The organism is Flavobacterium palustre, assembly GCF_014639535.1.
Taxonomy (GTDB): domain Bacteria; phylum Bacteroidota; class Bacteroidia; order Flavobacteriales; family Flavobacteriaceae; genus Flavobacterium; species Flavobacterium palustre.
Map to the genome: position 1 here is coordinate 413,461 of NZ_BMGA01000003.1, position 16,880 is coordinate 430,340.

Below are 16,880 nucleotides of genomic sequence, written 5' to 3' on the forward strand. Positions count from 1 at the left end.
ACAATGGGAAAAGTAACAGGTTTTAAAGAATTCGAAAGACAAGATGAATCATACACAGCAGTACAAGAGCGTGTAGGACATTATAAAGAATTTACAGTTCCTTTGAGTGAAGCTGAAATTACTAAACAAGGATCTCGTTGTATGGATTGTGGTATTCCATTTTGCCACAGTGGATGTCCATTAGGGAATTTAATCCCTGATTTCAACCACATGGTACACCAGGGAGAATGGCAAAAAGCCTCTTGGATACTACATTCAACAAATAACTTCCCTGAGTTTACAGGACGTTTATGTCCTGCTCCATGTGAAAAAGCATGCGTACTAGGGATTATTGCTGAGCCAATTTCTATTGAAAACATAGAAAAAAATATCGTGGAGCGTGCCTTCCAGGAAGGATGGATTAAACCACAACCACCAAAAACAAGAACAGGAAAAACTGTTGCTGTTGTTGGTTCAGGACCTGCCGGTTTAGCAGCCGCACAACAATTAAACAGAGCAGGACACACTGTTACTGTTTTTGAAAGAGACAATGCAATTGGTGGATTATTACGTTACGGAATTCCTAATTTCAAATTAGAAAAAGAAATTATCGACCGTCGTGTTGCTATCCTTGAAGCTGAAGGAATTACTTTCAAAGTAAACACTAATGTTGGTGTAAACTATGACATCAACGATTTGAAAGCTTTTGATTCTATCGTGCTTTGTGGTGGTGCTACTCAAAGAAGAAGCTTACCAACTCCTGGTGCTGATGCCGATGGTGTAGTTCAGGCAATGGATTTCTTAACACAACAAACTAAAGTTGTTTTTGGAGAAAAAATCGAAAACCAAGTTATGGCTACCGGAAAAGATGTAATCGTTATTGGTGGTGGAGATACAGGTTCTGACTGTGTAGGTACATCAAACCGTCACGGTGCAAAATCAGTAACTAACTTTGAGATTATGCCAAAACCACCAGTTGGAAGAAGCGAATCTACTCCATGGCCTTACTGGCCGTTACAGTTAAAAACTTCTTCTTCTCACAAAGAAGGTGTTGAAAGAAACTGGTTAATCAATACTAAAGAATTCATCAAAGATGCTAATGGTAAATTAACAGCTCTTAAAACTGTAAACGTAGAGTGGAAAATGGTTCCGGGACAAGCTCCTCAATTGATCGAAATTGAAGGTTCTGAAAAAATCTGGCCATGTGACTTAGCTTTATTAGCTTTAGGATTTACAGGTCCTGAGAAAACTTTGGCAGAGCAATTAGGTCTTGAAACTGATTTCAGAAGCAATTATAAAGCTAACAATTACCAAACTAATGTTCCAAACGTATTTACTGCGGGAGATATGAGAAGAGGACAATCATTAATTGTTTGGGCTATTTCTGAAGGTCGTGAGGCTGCAAGAGAAGTAGATTTATACTTAATGGGAACTACAAACCTTCCTACTAAAGAAGGTGGAGATTTACCTCCATTGTAATCTTAAATAAACTTTTTTTAAAAGACCTTGATTCATTTCAAGGTCTTTTTTTTGGTTTTTATAATCCTATCCATCATATGTTTTAAAAATATAAACTACAACGCTGTATGTTTATTTTAAAACAATTTGTTACAATTTGTTAGAAATATTTTTATCTATTGTAGTATCGATAAAAGAATAATAAATTTGTGTAAAAATAATAGCAATGCAATCAAAAGACTTACTTCAATTAGCTGAACAATTTGGCAGTCCATTATATGTATATGATGCCGAGAAAATAAAATCACAATACCAGAGATTAACTAAAGCTTTTTCTAAAGTAGAAAAATTGCGTATCAATTATGCGATGAAAGCATTGTCTAACGTTGCCATTCTTCAATTATTGAGAGATTTGGGATCTTGTTTGGATGCTGTTTCTATCCAGGAAGTACAATTAGGACTTCATGCAGGATATTCTCCGGATCAGATATTTTTCACTCCAAATGGTGTTTCTCTTGAAGAAATTGAGGAAGTACACTCACTAGGAGTTCAAATCAATATTGATAATTTATCTATTTTGGAGCAATTTGGTGCAAAACACCCACACGTTCCGGTATGTATTCGTATCAACCCTCACGTTATGGCTGGTGGAAACGAAAACATTTCAGTAGGTCATATTGATAGTAAATTTGGTATTTCAGTTCACCAGTTGCCGCATTTAGTACGTATTGTTGAAAATACAAACATGAACATTGCCGGTATTCATATGCACACAGGTTCTGATATTTTAGATATCGAAGTATTCCTGTATGCTGCTGAAATCTTATTTGATGCTGCCAAAAATTTCAAAAACTTAGAATTCCTTGATTTTGGAAGTGGTTTTAAAGTACCTTACAAAAAAGACGATATTGAAACAGATATTGAAGAATTAGGTAAAAAACTATCTAAAAGATTCAATGCTTTCTGCGATGAATACGGAAAAGAATTAACATTGATTTTCGAACCGGGTAAATTTTTAGTAAGTGAAGCAGGTTTCTTCTTAGCAAAAGTAAACGTAGTAAAACAAACTACTTCTACTGTTTTTGCAGGAATTGATTCTGGATTCAATCACTTAATTCGCCCAATGTTTTACGGTTCTTCTCACCATATCGAAAACATCTCTAACCCTAAAGGGAAAGAGCGTTTTTACTCAGTAGTAGGATACATTTGCGAAACGGATACTTTTGCAAGTAACCGCAGAATTCAGGAAATTGCCGAAGGTGACATCCTTTGCTTCAGAAATGCTGGTGCTTATTGCTACTCAATGTCTTCCAACTATAATTCAAGATACAAACCAGCAGAAGTATTATGGATAAATGGTGAAGGGCATTTAATTAGAGCTCACGAGACATTTGAAGATTTATTAAAAAATCAAATTCCATTACCTGCAACTGTAGCAATGGCTAAATAATCAAATCAATAAAAAAGGGACTTTTCAAAGTCCCTTTTTTTTATATCCTTTAGTTTCCTAAAACTTCTGTTAAAACATTTGCTTCAGTTCCATTAGGAAAAGAGACCTTAATTTTTTGAGCTACTGTTGGCGCAATTTGAGTAATCACTTTTTTATCAAACGATTCTCCTTTTTTAATATTCCATCCATAAAACAGCAAAGGTACGTGAGTATCGTAACTATAAGGTGTACCGTGTGAAGTTCCAGTCCCTCCATAGCCACCCGGTTTATCCAGAATTACTAAATCTCCGTTTTGTTTCGGATCAAACCCCTTTGAAATAAAGCTTAGATAGTAATCTGTCCCAGATGCAGCAAGTATTTCTTCTTCAGAATAAACTCTTTTTATATGCGCAAATGTCATTAAATAATCTTTGAACAAAATTTTAACTTTAACTAAATCAACTCCTTTTTCTTTAATTATTTTTTTATCAAAAAATAGATTATCATTCGAATAATTTAACACTACATCAACACCAAAAGTAGTTTTAGAATAATCCCGAAGTTTATCTACTAACTCCTTCTGACCAATACCACCAAAATTATATTTATTATCTTTTAGAAAATTAGCATTCTCCCCTGCAGCATGATCGGAAGTCAAAAACAATAAATAATTCCCCTTACCTACTTTTTTATCCAAATAAGTCAAAAAATCAGCAATAGTTTGGTCTAAACGCAAATAAGTATCCTGAATTTCTCTCGATCGTGGTCCTGTTAAATGTCCCACATAATCCGTTGAAGAAAAACTAACTGCTAAAAAATCGGTATCATTATCTGCTCCTAAATTTTCATTCGCAATAGCTTCTTTTGCAAAATCAGCTAAAAAGTCATTCCCAAAAGGAGTAGATTTAATCACTTTAGCTCCATTTTTAGCATACATTTCTTTTAAAGGATAGGGAAAAACAGGCTTTTTACTGCCGTACAAAAGTCCTTCATACGGATTATCATCTGCCAAACTTTTATCATACACCGATTCTGCTTTAAGCAAAGTCCAATCTTTATTTAAATAAGCTTCGTAATTTTTCTTAGCATTAAATTCGGACACCCAATTTGGTAATTGTTTTCCATAAAAAGTACTCGAAATAAAATTCCCCGAATCACTCATCCAAAATGCCCAATTAGCAAAATGCCCTGCCGGGAGTATAGCTCCACGATCTTTAACACTAATTCCAATCACTTTTCCTTTAAAATTAGTTGACATACGCAACTCATCAGTAATTGTTGTACTTTCCAAATTTGTCGGAGACATCTTTCCCTCTCCTGAATCACCAGTTCCTAAAATAGAAACCGAAGCATCGTCAGTACAATATCTTGATTTACCGATAGACTTATCAAACCAGCTATTCCCCACAATTCCATGAACCGCCGGAGTAGTTCCTGTATAAATGGAAGCGTGTCCCGGACCGGTATAAGTAGGCATATAATTATAGTGAGTGTTATGAAAAACATAACCCTCATTCATTAATCTGCGAAAACCATTAGCCGAAAAATCATCCGAAAAACGATAGAGATATTCAGTCTTCATTTGGTCAACCACAATCCCGACAACCAATTTGGGTCTTTGTTGTGCGTTTCCATTAAAAATTGCAATTGTAGTAAATAGTAAAAATATTTTTTTCATGATATAATTATGTATAAAAACAAAAATACAAATTAAAGTGAGAGCTGCTATTATGAAATAGTTATCTGTAAAAATCCAACTAAAATCCAAACAAGCCTGCCTAAATCAAACTATAAAGTTATTTTTGTAATTCCAAAACATCAAAAAAAATCGTTTTTCGAGACAAAACACAATGAAATCTACAGCTATCTCCTTTAGTACTTTTTTATCTAAAAAAAACTTAGTATGTATTTTACTCGGCTTATTTTTAACTGCAAATTCATGGGCTACAACAGGAAAATGGATCAGTAAAACAACAGGAAGGGCTATTGAATACAATGCTACCGAATCAAAAAAACCTGTTAAAGATTATGCTGGAAATTATCTGACTGTGGTCTATTTAAAAAACTTATCTATTAAAAAAATAGGAAGAAACAGCATTAAAAAAGATGTCAATTGGCTACTATCGCAAGGTTATCGGGTTGTCGAACTCGATTATGCTAAAAACAGCAATGCCAAAGCAATAAAAATAAATGAAGATATCATTGCCATTAACGACTCAATTGCTGCCGGAAGTTTTTGTGGTTACAAAAATTGCTCTCTATACAAATCCTATGTATTGTTTGAAGGCTATCGCATAGCCAGAGATGTCAGCTATTTTATTGATGACCCAAAAGTGTACAACACACCCGAACAATATAAAGTTGGCGATTCTTTGCACATGGATATTATTTATCCGGCGAATCCAAAAGTCAAAGTTCCTGTCATTTTATCTTTTTCATACAGCAATAGTTATGCGTTTTATGACAGCAACAAAGGAATGTTAACCGATGCCTACAAAGACCAAAGACTAAATTTAGCCTATTCATTTGCTGGTTTTAATGATTCTTTTCTCGAAGGAGCACCTGCCAGTGGAATAGCCTGGGCAATTGCCGACCATCCAAAATACTGTCCATGGGGAAAAGGAAAAACTGTTAACGGTCCAAATGACGCCTACAAATCATTTCAAACCAACCCTGATGCCGCTCAAAAAGTAAAATCAGCTATTCGAACATTGCGTTTTTTTAGCAAGCAAAGGGGACTTTCGGATAAAATTGGGATTTTTGGATTCTCCAGAGGTTCCACAGCTGGCTCTATGGCTATTGGTGATAGAAAAGTAGAAGAGCTGGAAAATGCAGGTTTTCATATTGGAATTTCTGATGTTGTTCAGGCTGCAACGCTGGGACCGGGTGTTTTTGATTATACCCTTATATACAACACTCCTGATGATGGCGATAAAAATTTAGAACAAAGATGTCCATGGGTTTGGGGACCATTAGACGAAAACAGAAAATTATGGGAATCTATGGGAGGTTCTTTTTTAGTCGAAAAAACAGCAGCTCCTACCCTATTCTTTTACAATACTGACGACGATCACTATTACGAAGATCAAATTAAACATTTTAAAAACAAATTAGATCTTTTAGGAGTTCCAACATTTTCCCTTATTAATTATGGAAAAGGACATGCTATTCCACAAACTGCTAACGATTTAAATACGCTGTATAATTTTTTTAAAAACTATCTCAATCCTCCAAAAGTAGATAAGTTCAAAAACAATTTAGCAAACAATAAATAACACTCTCACTTTACTACTTATTAGAACAGAAAAGCTACCACAAAACACACAACAATCTAAAAAACAACACATTAAAACAAAAACCCTGTTCTTTTTATATTTTTATCACCTATTATAAAAGAATTAAGCGAATAAATTTCAAACAACTTACAACTATTCTGTTAATATTTGTTTTTATTTATTCTAAATAATACTTTGTAAAACCAAATTCAGATTGTACTTTTGCGGCATTATTTTAAATAAATCCAAATAAGTTCAAAATGAAACGAGTTTTACTGCCCTTAACAGCAATACTATTTTCTCTAAGCACTCAGGCTCAAGAAGTAGCTTCTGCAACAGATCATAACAGTCCAAAAGAATTTCACAATTCCCCATTCGATACTATCAAAAATAAAAAAGGACAAATCTTAAAAGAAATTGTTGTTACTGGAAATAAACCTCAAAAACCGGTTTCAGCTGCAAGATCCGGTATAAAACCGATGGATTTACCACAAAGTATTCAGGTGATTGATGGTCAGGTAATCGAACAACAACAAGCTATCCGTTTAAGCGATGTAATCAAAAACGCCAATGGTGTTTATGTAAGTTCTGCTCGTGGTGGTGCTCAGGAATCATTTTATTCAAGAGGATACGATATTTCTAATTCGACTGCAAGTAACATGTTTAAAAACGGATTCCGTTTCAATGCTGGTTCTATTCCGGAAGTTGCTTCCTTAGAAAAAGTTGAATTTTTAAAAGGAGGTTCTGCCTTATTATATGGAAACGTAGCTCCGGGAGGAATTTTAAATTTGGTTACAAAAACTCCAAAATTTGAAAAAGGAGGCGAAATCTCTATGCAGGCTGGAAGTTATGACTACTACAAGCCAACAGTTGACTTCTATGGTCCTTTAAACAAATCAATCGCTTACAGATTCGTTGGATCTTATGAAAACTCTAAAAGTTTTAGAGATGAAGTAAAAAATGAACGTTTTTATTTTAACCCTTCGTTTTTATTCAATATAACTGAAAAAACAAATATTACAGTACAAGGAGATTATTTAACTGCTGACTGGATACCTGATTTTGGTACCGGGATTATTGGTAAAGAAATTTTAAACTTACCTCGCAATGCTTATTATGGTGCACTTTGGTCTAACGGAAACACTAAATCAGCTAGTGCTTCGGTATTATTCAATCATAACTTTAATGAGAACTGGAAATTAAGCTTTAACTCTTCTTTCCAAAATTATGACAGACGTCAAACTTCAACTTCACAAATGTCTAATTTAGATACTTATGCCACACGTGGAGATTGGAAAAGAGGTTTAACCCGTAACAAAAACCAAGAAAAACTCTTTGGTGATCAATTGAGTTTACAAGGAAACTTTAAAACAGGAAACATCAAACATCAAATTTTTACCGGAGCTGATTGGGAAAACTCATTAGTAAAAAGTTATACTTTCGTGTTTTTTGACAATGCCGGCAACATAAAAACTACTGAAGACAAGACAGTAAATCTTTTCAATTACGATAAAAGTAGCGAAAGTAGAGTAGTACCTTTTGCTTCCAGAAATTCTCAAATTTTAAGTACTGATGCCAAACGTTTTGGAACTTTTTTCCAGGATTTAATCTCAATTAACGATTATGTCAAAGTTTTAGCCGGTATCCGTTGGTCTTGGCAAGAATCACAAGTAACTACTTACAAAGAAACCGTTGTAAACAAAGTTCAAACTGTTGCTCCTGAAAACACCACTCCTACAGTTGCTGCAAAACGTTTAGATAATGCTTTCTCACCTAAAGCCGGATTAATTATTCAACCAACTAAAGAAATTACTTTATTTGGTAGTTATACAAATTCATTTACTCCTAATACAGGAAATACTTACGACAGCAAACCTCTTAAACCTTCTATCATAGACCAATACGAAACGGGAATTAAGACAGAATTATTCAAAGGAGCTTTAACCACTAATCTTACTGTTTACAGAATCAAAAACAACAACTTAGTTCAAACAGCAGCTTTTATGCAAGACGGTGTAACTCCTAACAATAATCCTGATATAAAAGTAATGAGTGGAGAAACAAAAAGTGATGGAATTGAAGTTGACATTACTGCAAGACCTATTGAAGGATTAAGCATTATGGCTGGATACAGCTACAATGACATGAGATACACCAAAACTTCAGGTCTGAACGGAAGTTTTATTGAAGGTGACCGTGTAGCAAGAACACCTCAAAACACAGCTAACTTAAGCTTTTTCTTCACTGTGCCAACAGGAACTTTAAAAGGTCTTTCTATAGGAGCTATCGGCAACTACATCGGTGACAGAATTGGAGGATGGAATGACCAATATAATAACGACCTAACTAAATATCCTGATGGAATATGGCACAGAGAGATTCCTGTAAAAGGTTATACTACAATTGATGCTTCAGTAGGATACGAATGGAAAAAAATCTCTCTTTTATGTAAATTATCTAACATTACAAATGAGTTAAACTACACTGTTCACGAAAACTATAGTGTAAACCCAATTGCACCTCGTCAAATAATGGCAAGTTTAAAATACAAACTATAAACCTTTCCGGTTATTTTTCTAAAAGCTCCTGTTTTTCAGGAGCTTTTTTTGTTTTTAAAACTATCAAAAAAATAATTACATTTAAGCTATTTTGATAACCAACTATTCCCAATATGAAAAAAATAACCAAAGAAGATATCAGTCAGGAAATATTTGACCTCTATGATGATTACGCTCATAATAAAATCAAAAGAAGACAATTTATAGAAAAGCTTTCTGTTTTTGCTGTAGGCACACTAAGCCTGCCCTCTTTACTAAGTTTCATAACTCCCGATTACGCAAATACAACACTCGTAACAGCTGATGATCCAAGAATAGAATCCAATTATATCACTTATGATTCTCCAAAAGGAGGTGGCAAAATAAAAGGCTTACTTTCCAAACCGAGCAAAAGCAACAAAAAACTACCCGGAGTAATCGTTGCACATGAAAACCGTGGTTTAAATCCGTACATAGAAGATGTAGGACGCAGAACTGCCATAGAGGGTTTTATCAGTTTAGCTCCCGATGCTTTAACTCCGTTAGGCGGCTATCCAGGAAATGATGATGAAGGCAGGGAAATGCAGAAAAAAAGAGACCGCTACGAAATACTGGAAGACTTCATAGCTGCTTACTATTATTTAAAAAACCATCCTAATTGCAACGGACACATTGGTGTTGTAGGCTTTTGTTTCGGAGGCTGGATTGCTAATATGATGGCGGTAAAAATTCCAACGCTTAATGCTGCTGTTCCTTTTTACGGAGGACAACCCACAGCTGAAGAAGCAGAACAGATTACAACGCCTTTATTATTACAATATGCAGGTTTAGACACCAGGGTAAACGATGGATGGCCTGCTTTTGAAGCCATTTTAAACAAAAACAAAATCCTCAATACAGCCCATATTTATCCAAATGTCAATCATGGATTTCATAATAACACTACACCTCGATATGATGAAAAAGCCGCTACTTTGGCCTGGACAAGAACAATTGATTTTTTCAAAGAAAAACTAAAATAAATCACTAAAAAATCAAAGTATATAAATTCAGTTTTGTAAACTCAAGGTTGCTACTTTAAAAACTTTGCCACAGATTCCACGGATTTTCACAGATTAAAAGTGATAATCCTTTAAATCTTTAAAATCTGTGGCTGAAAATTTTTGAAGCTTTTTTATATTTATCTGCTAAAATCGGTTTCATCTGTGTGCCAATTTCACAGAATTGAAATTTTAATTAAACTTTCAAATCAATTAATAGTACCTTTGCACTTCAAATAATTAAAATGAGATTACACAGAAACTTAGTATACACTACCATCGATTCTCTAAATGCGATATTTAACGAAGGAGAATATGCAGATAAAGTAGTAGCAAGAGCATTAAAAAAAGACAAGCGTTGGGGAAGTTCCGACAGGAAATTTGTTGCTGAAACCATCTACGAAATTGTTCGTTGGAAACGATTATATGCTGAAATTGGCGAAGTAAAAGAACCTTTTGACAGAGATAATCTTTGGAGAATGTTTGCTGTATGGGCCGTTTTAAGAGGTTACCCAATTCCTGACTGGCGTCAATTAGAGGGAACTCCTGAGCGAAAAATCAAAGGGCGTTTTGACGAACTATCAAAAAACAGAGCCATTAAAGAATCTATTCCTGATTGGATGGACGAATTAGGCGTAAAAGAATTAGGGGAGAAAGTTTGGGCTAAAGAAATTGCAGCTCAAAATCAACAGGCTAAAGTGATTCTTAGAACCAACACTCTAAAAACTACAAGAGAAAAACTAAGAGCCATTTTGATGGATTTAGATATCGAAACCGAATACCTTCAGGATCAGTCTGATGCTCTTGTCTTAAAAGAACGCGCTAATGTTTTCATGACCGATGCTTTCAAACAGGGTTTATTTGAAGTTCAGGATGCCAGTTCACAATTAGTAGCTCCTTTTCTGGATGTAAAACCGGGAATGCGCGTAGTAGATACTTGTGCGGGTGCGGGTGGAAAAACCTTGCATATTGCTTCTTTGATGGAAAATAAGGGGCAATTGATTGCTATGGATTTATACGAAAGCAAACTGAAGCAATTAAAGTTAAGAGCAAAAAGAAACAGCGCTTTCAATATCGAATACCGCATCATTGATACCACTAAAGTAATCAAGAAATTACACGAAAAAGCCGATCGTGTATTGATTGATGCACCTTGTAGCGGTTTAGGAGTTTTGAAAAGAAATCCGGATGCTAAATGGAAACTGAAACCTGAATTCATTGATAATATTCGAAAAGTACAATCGGAAGTTTTAGAAAGCTATTCTAAAATTGTAAAACCGGGCGGAAAGCTGGTTTATGCTACCTGTTCTATTCTTCCATCGGAAAACCAGGAACAAATAGAACGTTTTTTAACTACCGATATTGGAAAACAATTCACTTTTATCCAAGACCATAAAATTCTGGCTTCAGAATCCGGTTTTGACGGATTTTATATGGCGCTTTTAGAGAGAAAAGCTTAGTTTCAGTCGGCAGAAGGCAGAAGGCAGAAGGCAGAAGGCAGACCATAAAAAAAAGCGATTTTCATTTTGAAAATCGCTTTTTTTATGTGTAATCAAGATTGCAGTCTGAAATCTGCAATCTAAATTCTGCCTTCTAAAATTAGTCGTTCATCGAAATCAAAAATTCCTCATTATTTCTGGTTTTCTTAAATCGGTCATTGATGAATTCCATCGCTTCTATTGGATTCATATCCGAAAGGTATTTTCTCATTATCCACATTCTTTGTAATGTATCTTTATCAAGAAGTAAATCATCTCTTCTGGTACTTGACGAAGTCAAATCAATAGCAGGGAAGATTCGTTTATTAGCAATTTTTCTATCCAATTGCAATTCCATATTACCTGTTCCTTTAAATTCTTCGAAAATAACCTCGTCCATTTTCGAACCGGTTTCTGTCAATGCGGTAGCTATAATACTCAACGAACCACCTTTTTCTACATTACGTGCAGCACCAAAGAAACGTTTTGGTTTTTGAAGCGCATTCGCATCTACACCCCCACTCAATACTTTACCTGAAGCCGGTTGAACCGTATTGTAAGCTCTGGCTAAACGTGTAATAGAATCTAACAAAATCACCACATCATGACCACATTCTACCAAACGTTTTGATTTTTCAAGAACAATATTAGCAATTTTAACGTGTTCCTGAGGCTCTCTGTCAAATGTTGATGCAATTACCTCACCACGCACCGAACGTTGCATATCAGTCACCTCTTCCGGGCGCTCATCAATCAATAAAACAATAAGATATACTTCAGGATGATTTGCAGCAATAGCATTGGCTATTTCTTTCAACAACATGGTTTTACCCGTTTTAGGCTGGGCTACAATCATACCTCGTTGTCCTTTTCCTATTGGAGAAAACAAATCGATAATTCGGGTTGAAATACTGCTGTCTCTTTCGGCTAATTTGAATTTTTCTGAAGGGAATATCGGAGTTAAATGCTCGAATGAAATTCGGTCTCTAACCACCTGAGGATCGTGTCCGTTAATTTTAAGAACACGTACTAATGGAAAAAACTTTTCTCCTTCTTTTGGAGGTCTTACCACTCCTTTTACCGTATCTCCGGTTTTTAAACCAAATAATCTGATTTGAGATGTCGATAAATAAATATCATCCGGCGAAGCCAAATAATTATAATCTGAAGAACGTAAAAAACCGTAACCATCCGGCATCATTTCAAGAACACCTTCACTTTCTATGATTCCATCAAATTCAAAATCGGAGTCTCTAAAATTATTATTCTTTTTATTTTTAAAATTAGGATTCTGATTTTGATTCGGGTTCGAATTCTGGTTTTGGTTTGAATTCGAATTTTGGTTAGGATTCTGCTTATTTTGCTGATTGGGGTTTATTTTCTTTGGAGCAGCCGGAGTAATTACTTCAGAAGCTGCTTCCACAGGATTCAATTCTGATGAATTTGCTTCTGTTTGAATTCCTTCAGCAGCAACAGCATTTTCATTAACCGTTTCCTTATTTTCTTTGTTCTTTTTTTGAGCAATTTTCTTTTCGTAAGTGGCTTTGTTAAATTTTACCGCCTTCGTTTTTTCAACAACAACTTCTTGTTCTACCTTTTCTTTTCCTTCCTTTATTTCAGGCTCAGCAATGGCTCCAACCGGAAAATCAAGTTCATTGGTCGTTTTTTCAGATGATTGTACTTGATCTTTTGACGCTGCTTCGGCAACTATCTTAGAAACAGCCTGCTTTTTAGCGGGAGTAATACGCTCTCTCTTCGGTTTATCTTCTGTTTTAGGACTAACTTTTTCCTCAACGTCTTTTGTTTCCAAAGATTTTTGAAAGTCCAAAATACTGCTGATAAGCGCATCTTTTTTTACACCGTTGAATTTTATCGTTTTAGCAGCTTTAGCTATTTGTTGAAGCTCAGAAAGCTTCATTTCTTTTAATGCCGAAATATCAAACATGAATGTTCTATGAATTTAATTAAATTGGGGAATCTTTGGAAAAGATTTAGGTGTATTTTTTTATTTTGAATCAACCGCAGTATGAAGTGCTTACGGTATTATGTTGCAATAATACGAATAAAATTTAATCATACAATAGTATTTTAAAAAAAGAAAATATATTTTTGTGGAGCAATTTTGATAGAAATGATACAACGAATTCAAACCATATATTTACTTTTAGCTTTTGTAATCACAGGAGTTTTGCCTTTTATTTTCCCATTGTGGACTATGAGCAACGGTAAATCTTTCTTTTTTATGCAAAGCCAGATTTATGCCATTCTGTTTGGACTAAGTACCACACTTTCAATATTAAGTATTTTATCCTATAAGAAAAGACAAAATCAATTTGTTATCAACAGATTGAATATGATATTAAATTTGATTTTATTAGGATTGTTTTTATATCGTTCACTAAATTTATCTGGAGAAACTCCTGTAGTTTCTGAGAAAGGTATTGGGATGTTTCTGCCTATTATTGCTATCGTAGCATTAGTTTTAGCTAATAAAGCGATCAAAAAGGACGAAGATCTTGTAAAATCTGTAGATCGATTGAGGTAAACCTATAAATTTTAATTTATTAGTGCGAAGAAAACCCGAATTTTACATTCGGGTTTTTTTGTAGTCCTTTTTTTCAATACATTTGATTTATTAGAAAACACCTATGGAAACTCCAATACGAATTCATTTAGCCGACGATCATCAGGTATTAATCAATGGTATGCGTACTTTATTAAACGCTGTCCCTTTCTTTAATGTCGTTGGTTCTTCCTTAAGAGGAACTGTTCTTTTCGAAGAAGTTACAAACAATTCTACCGATATTTTAGTTCTAGACATCAGTATGCCCGAAAAAGACGGCATCGAAGTTCTTAAGGAATTTGCTAAAAAAGGCTTCCCGTGCAAAGTAATTGTGCTTTCGGCTTACGATGATGTCAAAATCGTTAAGGAAGTTATGAAATTAGGCGCCAGCGGTTACCTAACCAAGCAATGTGCCTGCGAAAACATTGTTGAAGCCATACAAACCGTTAATAAAAACGAAGAATATTTTTGTGATCAGGTGCGGGAAAAAATATTTTCTTCGGCAACAAAAAACAATGAAAAACTAAATAAAACCAAACTTGAACTTGATTTTCAATTAAGCAATCGGGAAATAGAAATCATTACTTTAATAGCCTTAGAATACAGCGGTAAAGAAATCTCAGACCAATTATTCATTAGTACTAATACCGTAGAGACCCACCGAAAAAACATCATGAAAAAACTGAAGGTGAAAAATATGGTTGGTTTGGTTAAATTTGCTTTAAAACACAACCTAATCAATCCTTAAGTTTACTTTTTCAGTCATGCCTCACCAACGCATTTACAGCTTGTTTTTACTACTTTGCTTAAGTACAATGAGCCTGTTTTCCCAAACAGAAAATCTGCAAAAGCAAACTAAATCTTTGACTCAAAAAGCAACAGAATTAATGCGGAACGAGAATTACGAAAAATCGCTAATCCTTTCCAGACAAGCATTGAGCCAAGCCATCGCTTTAAAAAACAATGAACTCATTGCTACATCTTACAACACAATCGCTGCAAACTTTGATCAATTAGCCGAATATGAAAAAGCTTTATTTTATTATAAAAAGGCACTTATTTACGCTGATAAGACCAACAACAATCATCTGAAAAACTGGATTAACAACAATCTGGGAAACATTTATTGTTTTGATAAAAAAGAATACAGTAAAGGAATTTATTATTATAAAAAATCACTGGAATACAGCACAAAAATTGCCGATTCATCCGAAATTCTTTTTACTAAACTGAATATTAGCTGGGCTTATTTTGATATTGGAAAATACAACAAAGTACTCCCTTACCTGGAATACATCAACAAATACCATAAAAAACATGGAGACGAGTCAACTATTGTAGCAATAAATATGCTCAATGGCATGTACCATTCTTATGCTAATAATTCTCAAAAAGCCTATTTTTATTTTGAAAAAGCAATCGAATCAGGAAAAAAAGGCAGGGAAAAATCGGATTTATCATTTGCGCATCAGGAATATTCTAAATTTTTATTCAAGATGAAAAAATTCAAAAAAGCCTATGAAAATCTTAATGCCTACAATGAACTCACTGCCAAACTTAATGATGAAGAAAAATTAAGAAAAATTAATGTTGCCGGTATCAATCTTGAAATTGATGAATACAAAAGAGAAATTGACAACATTAAAACCGAATACAAAACCAACCACCAAATCTTATTAGAAAGACAATCTAAAAACAAATTAATCAGCATCATCATCATTACAGCATTGCTGCTTTTTATTGTTTTTTCCTATATGTATTTTCAAAACAAACAACTCAAACAGACGAACAAACTTAAAGATATTGAAAGTAAAATTCAGGAAAATATTATTACTGCTTCGATTAACGGACAAGAAATGGAGCGCAAAAAAATCGCTTCCTTTTTACATGATAATATTAGTGCCTTACTCTCTTCAGCGGCTATGCACCTGACTATTTTTTCCACAAAAAATCAAAATAATAGCGAAGAAATCACAAAAACCAAAGCCATTCTTATCCAAACTCATTACAAAGTAAGAGATTTATCGCACAGTCTCTTACCTACGCTGTTAGCCCGTTTTGGTTTATTTTATGCGCTAAATGATTTATGCGAAATGAATTCCAATTCAACAATTCATTTTCATTACTCCAGTGATGTTTCGGATGCAACGCGCTATAACGAAGACTACGAAATGAAAATGTATTTCATTATCAGTGAATTACTAAACAACATTACCAACCACAGTAAAGCCAATAAAGCAAAACTGCATTTAAAAGAAATAAACAAAGAACTGCACATTTTAGTAAAAGACAACGGCGTAGGATTTGAAATCAACCAATTCCAAACCATAGAAGGATTTGGGTTAAACCAAATCAAAGCCCGAATTAACACCATGAAAGGTAAGTTTAATATTATTTCCAGACCAAATCAGGGAACTACCATTGAAATTATAGCACCTATTGATTACGAAAGTTAATCAGACTCTTTTTTCAATCTCTATAATTTCCAAATCTTTAATTTTATCGCCTTCAATCACAAATCGCAACATAGTGCGAACCTGATGAAAACCACTTTTACCACAAGCCCCCGGATTCATGTGCAAAAGATTGTGTTTTTTATCAAACATCACTTTTAAAATATGCGAATGTCCGCAAATGAACAATTGCGGCGGATTAGCTGTCATTTCGGCTTTCAGAGCAGGATTGTATTTTCCGGGGTAACCGCCAATGTGGGTTATCCAAACCGAAACTCCCTCACACATAAAACGATTGTGTAAAGGAAATTCCAAACGCGCCTGAGCATCATCGATATTGCCGTAAACAGCCCGCAGCGGCTTGATTTTTTTAATAGTATCTGTCACTACTAAATCACCAATATCGCCTGCGTGCCAAACCTCATCAGCCTGTTTTACATATTTTAAAATTGCATCGTCAATATGACTGTGCGTATCCGAAAGTAAAAGGATTTTTTTCATTGCTGCGAAAAGTAGTTCAAGAATTAGACAACAAAGTTATCATATTACAATGGAGATTAAGCTTCTTAGTTTTAGGATTTTTTAAACAACAACTAAGATAAAACTTTGTAAATTTGTCCATATTAATTTTTCAATGAACATTCGCAGCTTTGCTGACTGAACACTGA

12 protein-coding genes are annotated in these 16,880 nt (G+C 34.4%); 9 read left to right on the top strand and 3 right to left on the bottom strand.

Annotated elements, in window-relative coordinates; genetic code table 11:
- Positions 1-3: 3 nt before the first annotated feature.
- Complete coding sequence (locus tag IEV84_RS08795; RefSeq protein ID WP_188493906.1) at positions 4-1,458, top strand: glutamate synthase subunit beta; 1,455 nt, start codon at positions 4-6, stop codon at positions 1,456-1,458.
- 205 nt (positions 1,459-1,663) lie between these two features.
- Entirely contained in the window at positions 1,664-2,887 is a 1,224-nt protein-coding gene (lysA, locus tag IEV84_RS08800; protein ID WP_188493907.1) for a diaminopimelate decarboxylase, read from the top strand.
- 49 nt (positions 2,888-2,936) lie between these two features.
- Here lysA and pafA read toward each other — a convergent pair whose 3' ends face one another.
- Positions 2,937-4,544: an alkaline phosphatase PafA gene (gene pafA, locus IEV84_RS08805; RefSeq protein ID WP_188493908.1), complete on the bottom strand. Its 1,608-nt coding sequence runs from the start codon at positions 4,542-4,544 to the stop codon at positions 2,937-2,939.
- Between the two features lie 172 nt (positions 4,545-4,716).
- Between pafA and IEV84_RS08810 the strand changes: the two genes are divergently transcribed.
- The 4 genes from IEV84_RS08810 to IEV84_RS08825 all read left to right on the top strand — a co-directional run bounded on the left by IEV84_RS08810 (position 4,717) and on the right by IEV84_RS08825 (position 11,178).
- A complete protein-coding gene (locus IEV84_RS08810; RefSeq protein ID WP_188493909.1) occupies positions 4,717-6,141 on the top strand; it encodes an alpha/beta hydrolase family protein in 1,425 nt (474 codons plus the stop codon).
- 260 nt (positions 6,142-6,401) lie between these two features.
- Positions 6,402-8,699 (top strand): TonB-dependent siderophore receptor, encoded by a 2,298-nt coding sequence (locus IEV84_RS08815; protein ID WP_188493910.1) that lies wholly within the window; start codon positions 6,402-6,404, stop codon positions 8,697-8,699.
- A gap of 113 nt (positions 8,700-8,812) precedes the next feature.
- Entirely contained in the window at positions 8,813-9,700 is an 888-nt protein-coding gene (locus tag IEV84_RS08820) for a dienelactone hydrolase family protein (protein ID WP_188493911.1), read from the top strand.
- Positions 9,701-9,963: 263 nt separating this feature from the next.
- Positions 9,964-11,178, top strand: a complete 1,215-nt coding sequence (locus tag IEV84_RS08825; protein WP_188493912.1) for an RsmB/NOP family class I SAM-dependent RNA methyltransferase — start codon at positions 9,964-9,966, stop codon at positions 11,176-11,178.
- 139 nt (positions 11,179-11,317) lie between these two features.
- Here the strand turns inward: IEV84_RS08825 and rho are convergent, their stop codons facing one another.
- Positions 11,318-13,141 (bottom strand): transcription termination factor Rho, encoded by a 1,824-nt coding sequence (rho, locus tag IEV84_RS08830; protein ID WP_188493913.1) that lies wholly within the window; start codon positions 13,139-13,141, stop codon positions 11,318-11,320.
- 186 nt (positions 13,142-13,327) lie between these two features.
- On the opposite strand from rho, the gene IEV84_RS08835 reads away from it, so the two are divergent.
- The 3 genes from IEV84_RS08835 (at position 13,328) to IEV84_RS08845 (ending at position 16,215) form a co-directional block, all read left to right on the top strand.
- Entirely contained in the window at positions 13,328-13,741 is a 414-nt protein-coding gene (locus IEV84_RS08835; RefSeq protein ID WP_188493914.1) for a DUF4293 domain-containing protein, read from the top strand.
- Positions 13,742-13,844: 103 nt separating this feature from the next.
- A complete protein-coding gene (locus tag IEV84_RS08840; protein WP_188493915.1) occupies positions 13,845-14,507 on the top strand; it encodes a response regulator in 663 nt (220 codons plus the stop codon).
- A 139-nt stretch (positions 14,508-14,646) separates the two neighbouring features.
- Entirely contained in the window at positions 14,647-16,215 is a 1,569-nt protein-coding gene (locus tag IEV84_RS08845) for a tetratricopeptide repeat-containing sensor histidine kinase (protein WP_229732642.1), read from the top strand.
- Here the strand turns inward: IEV84_RS08845 and IEV84_RS08850 are convergent, their stop codons facing one another.
- A complete protein-coding gene (locus tag IEV84_RS08850) occupies positions 16,216-16,713 on the bottom strand; it encodes a metallophosphoesterase family protein (RefSeq protein WP_188493917.1) in 498 nt (165 codons plus the stop codon).
- Between the last annotated feature and the right edge of the window lie 167 nt (positions 16,714-16,880).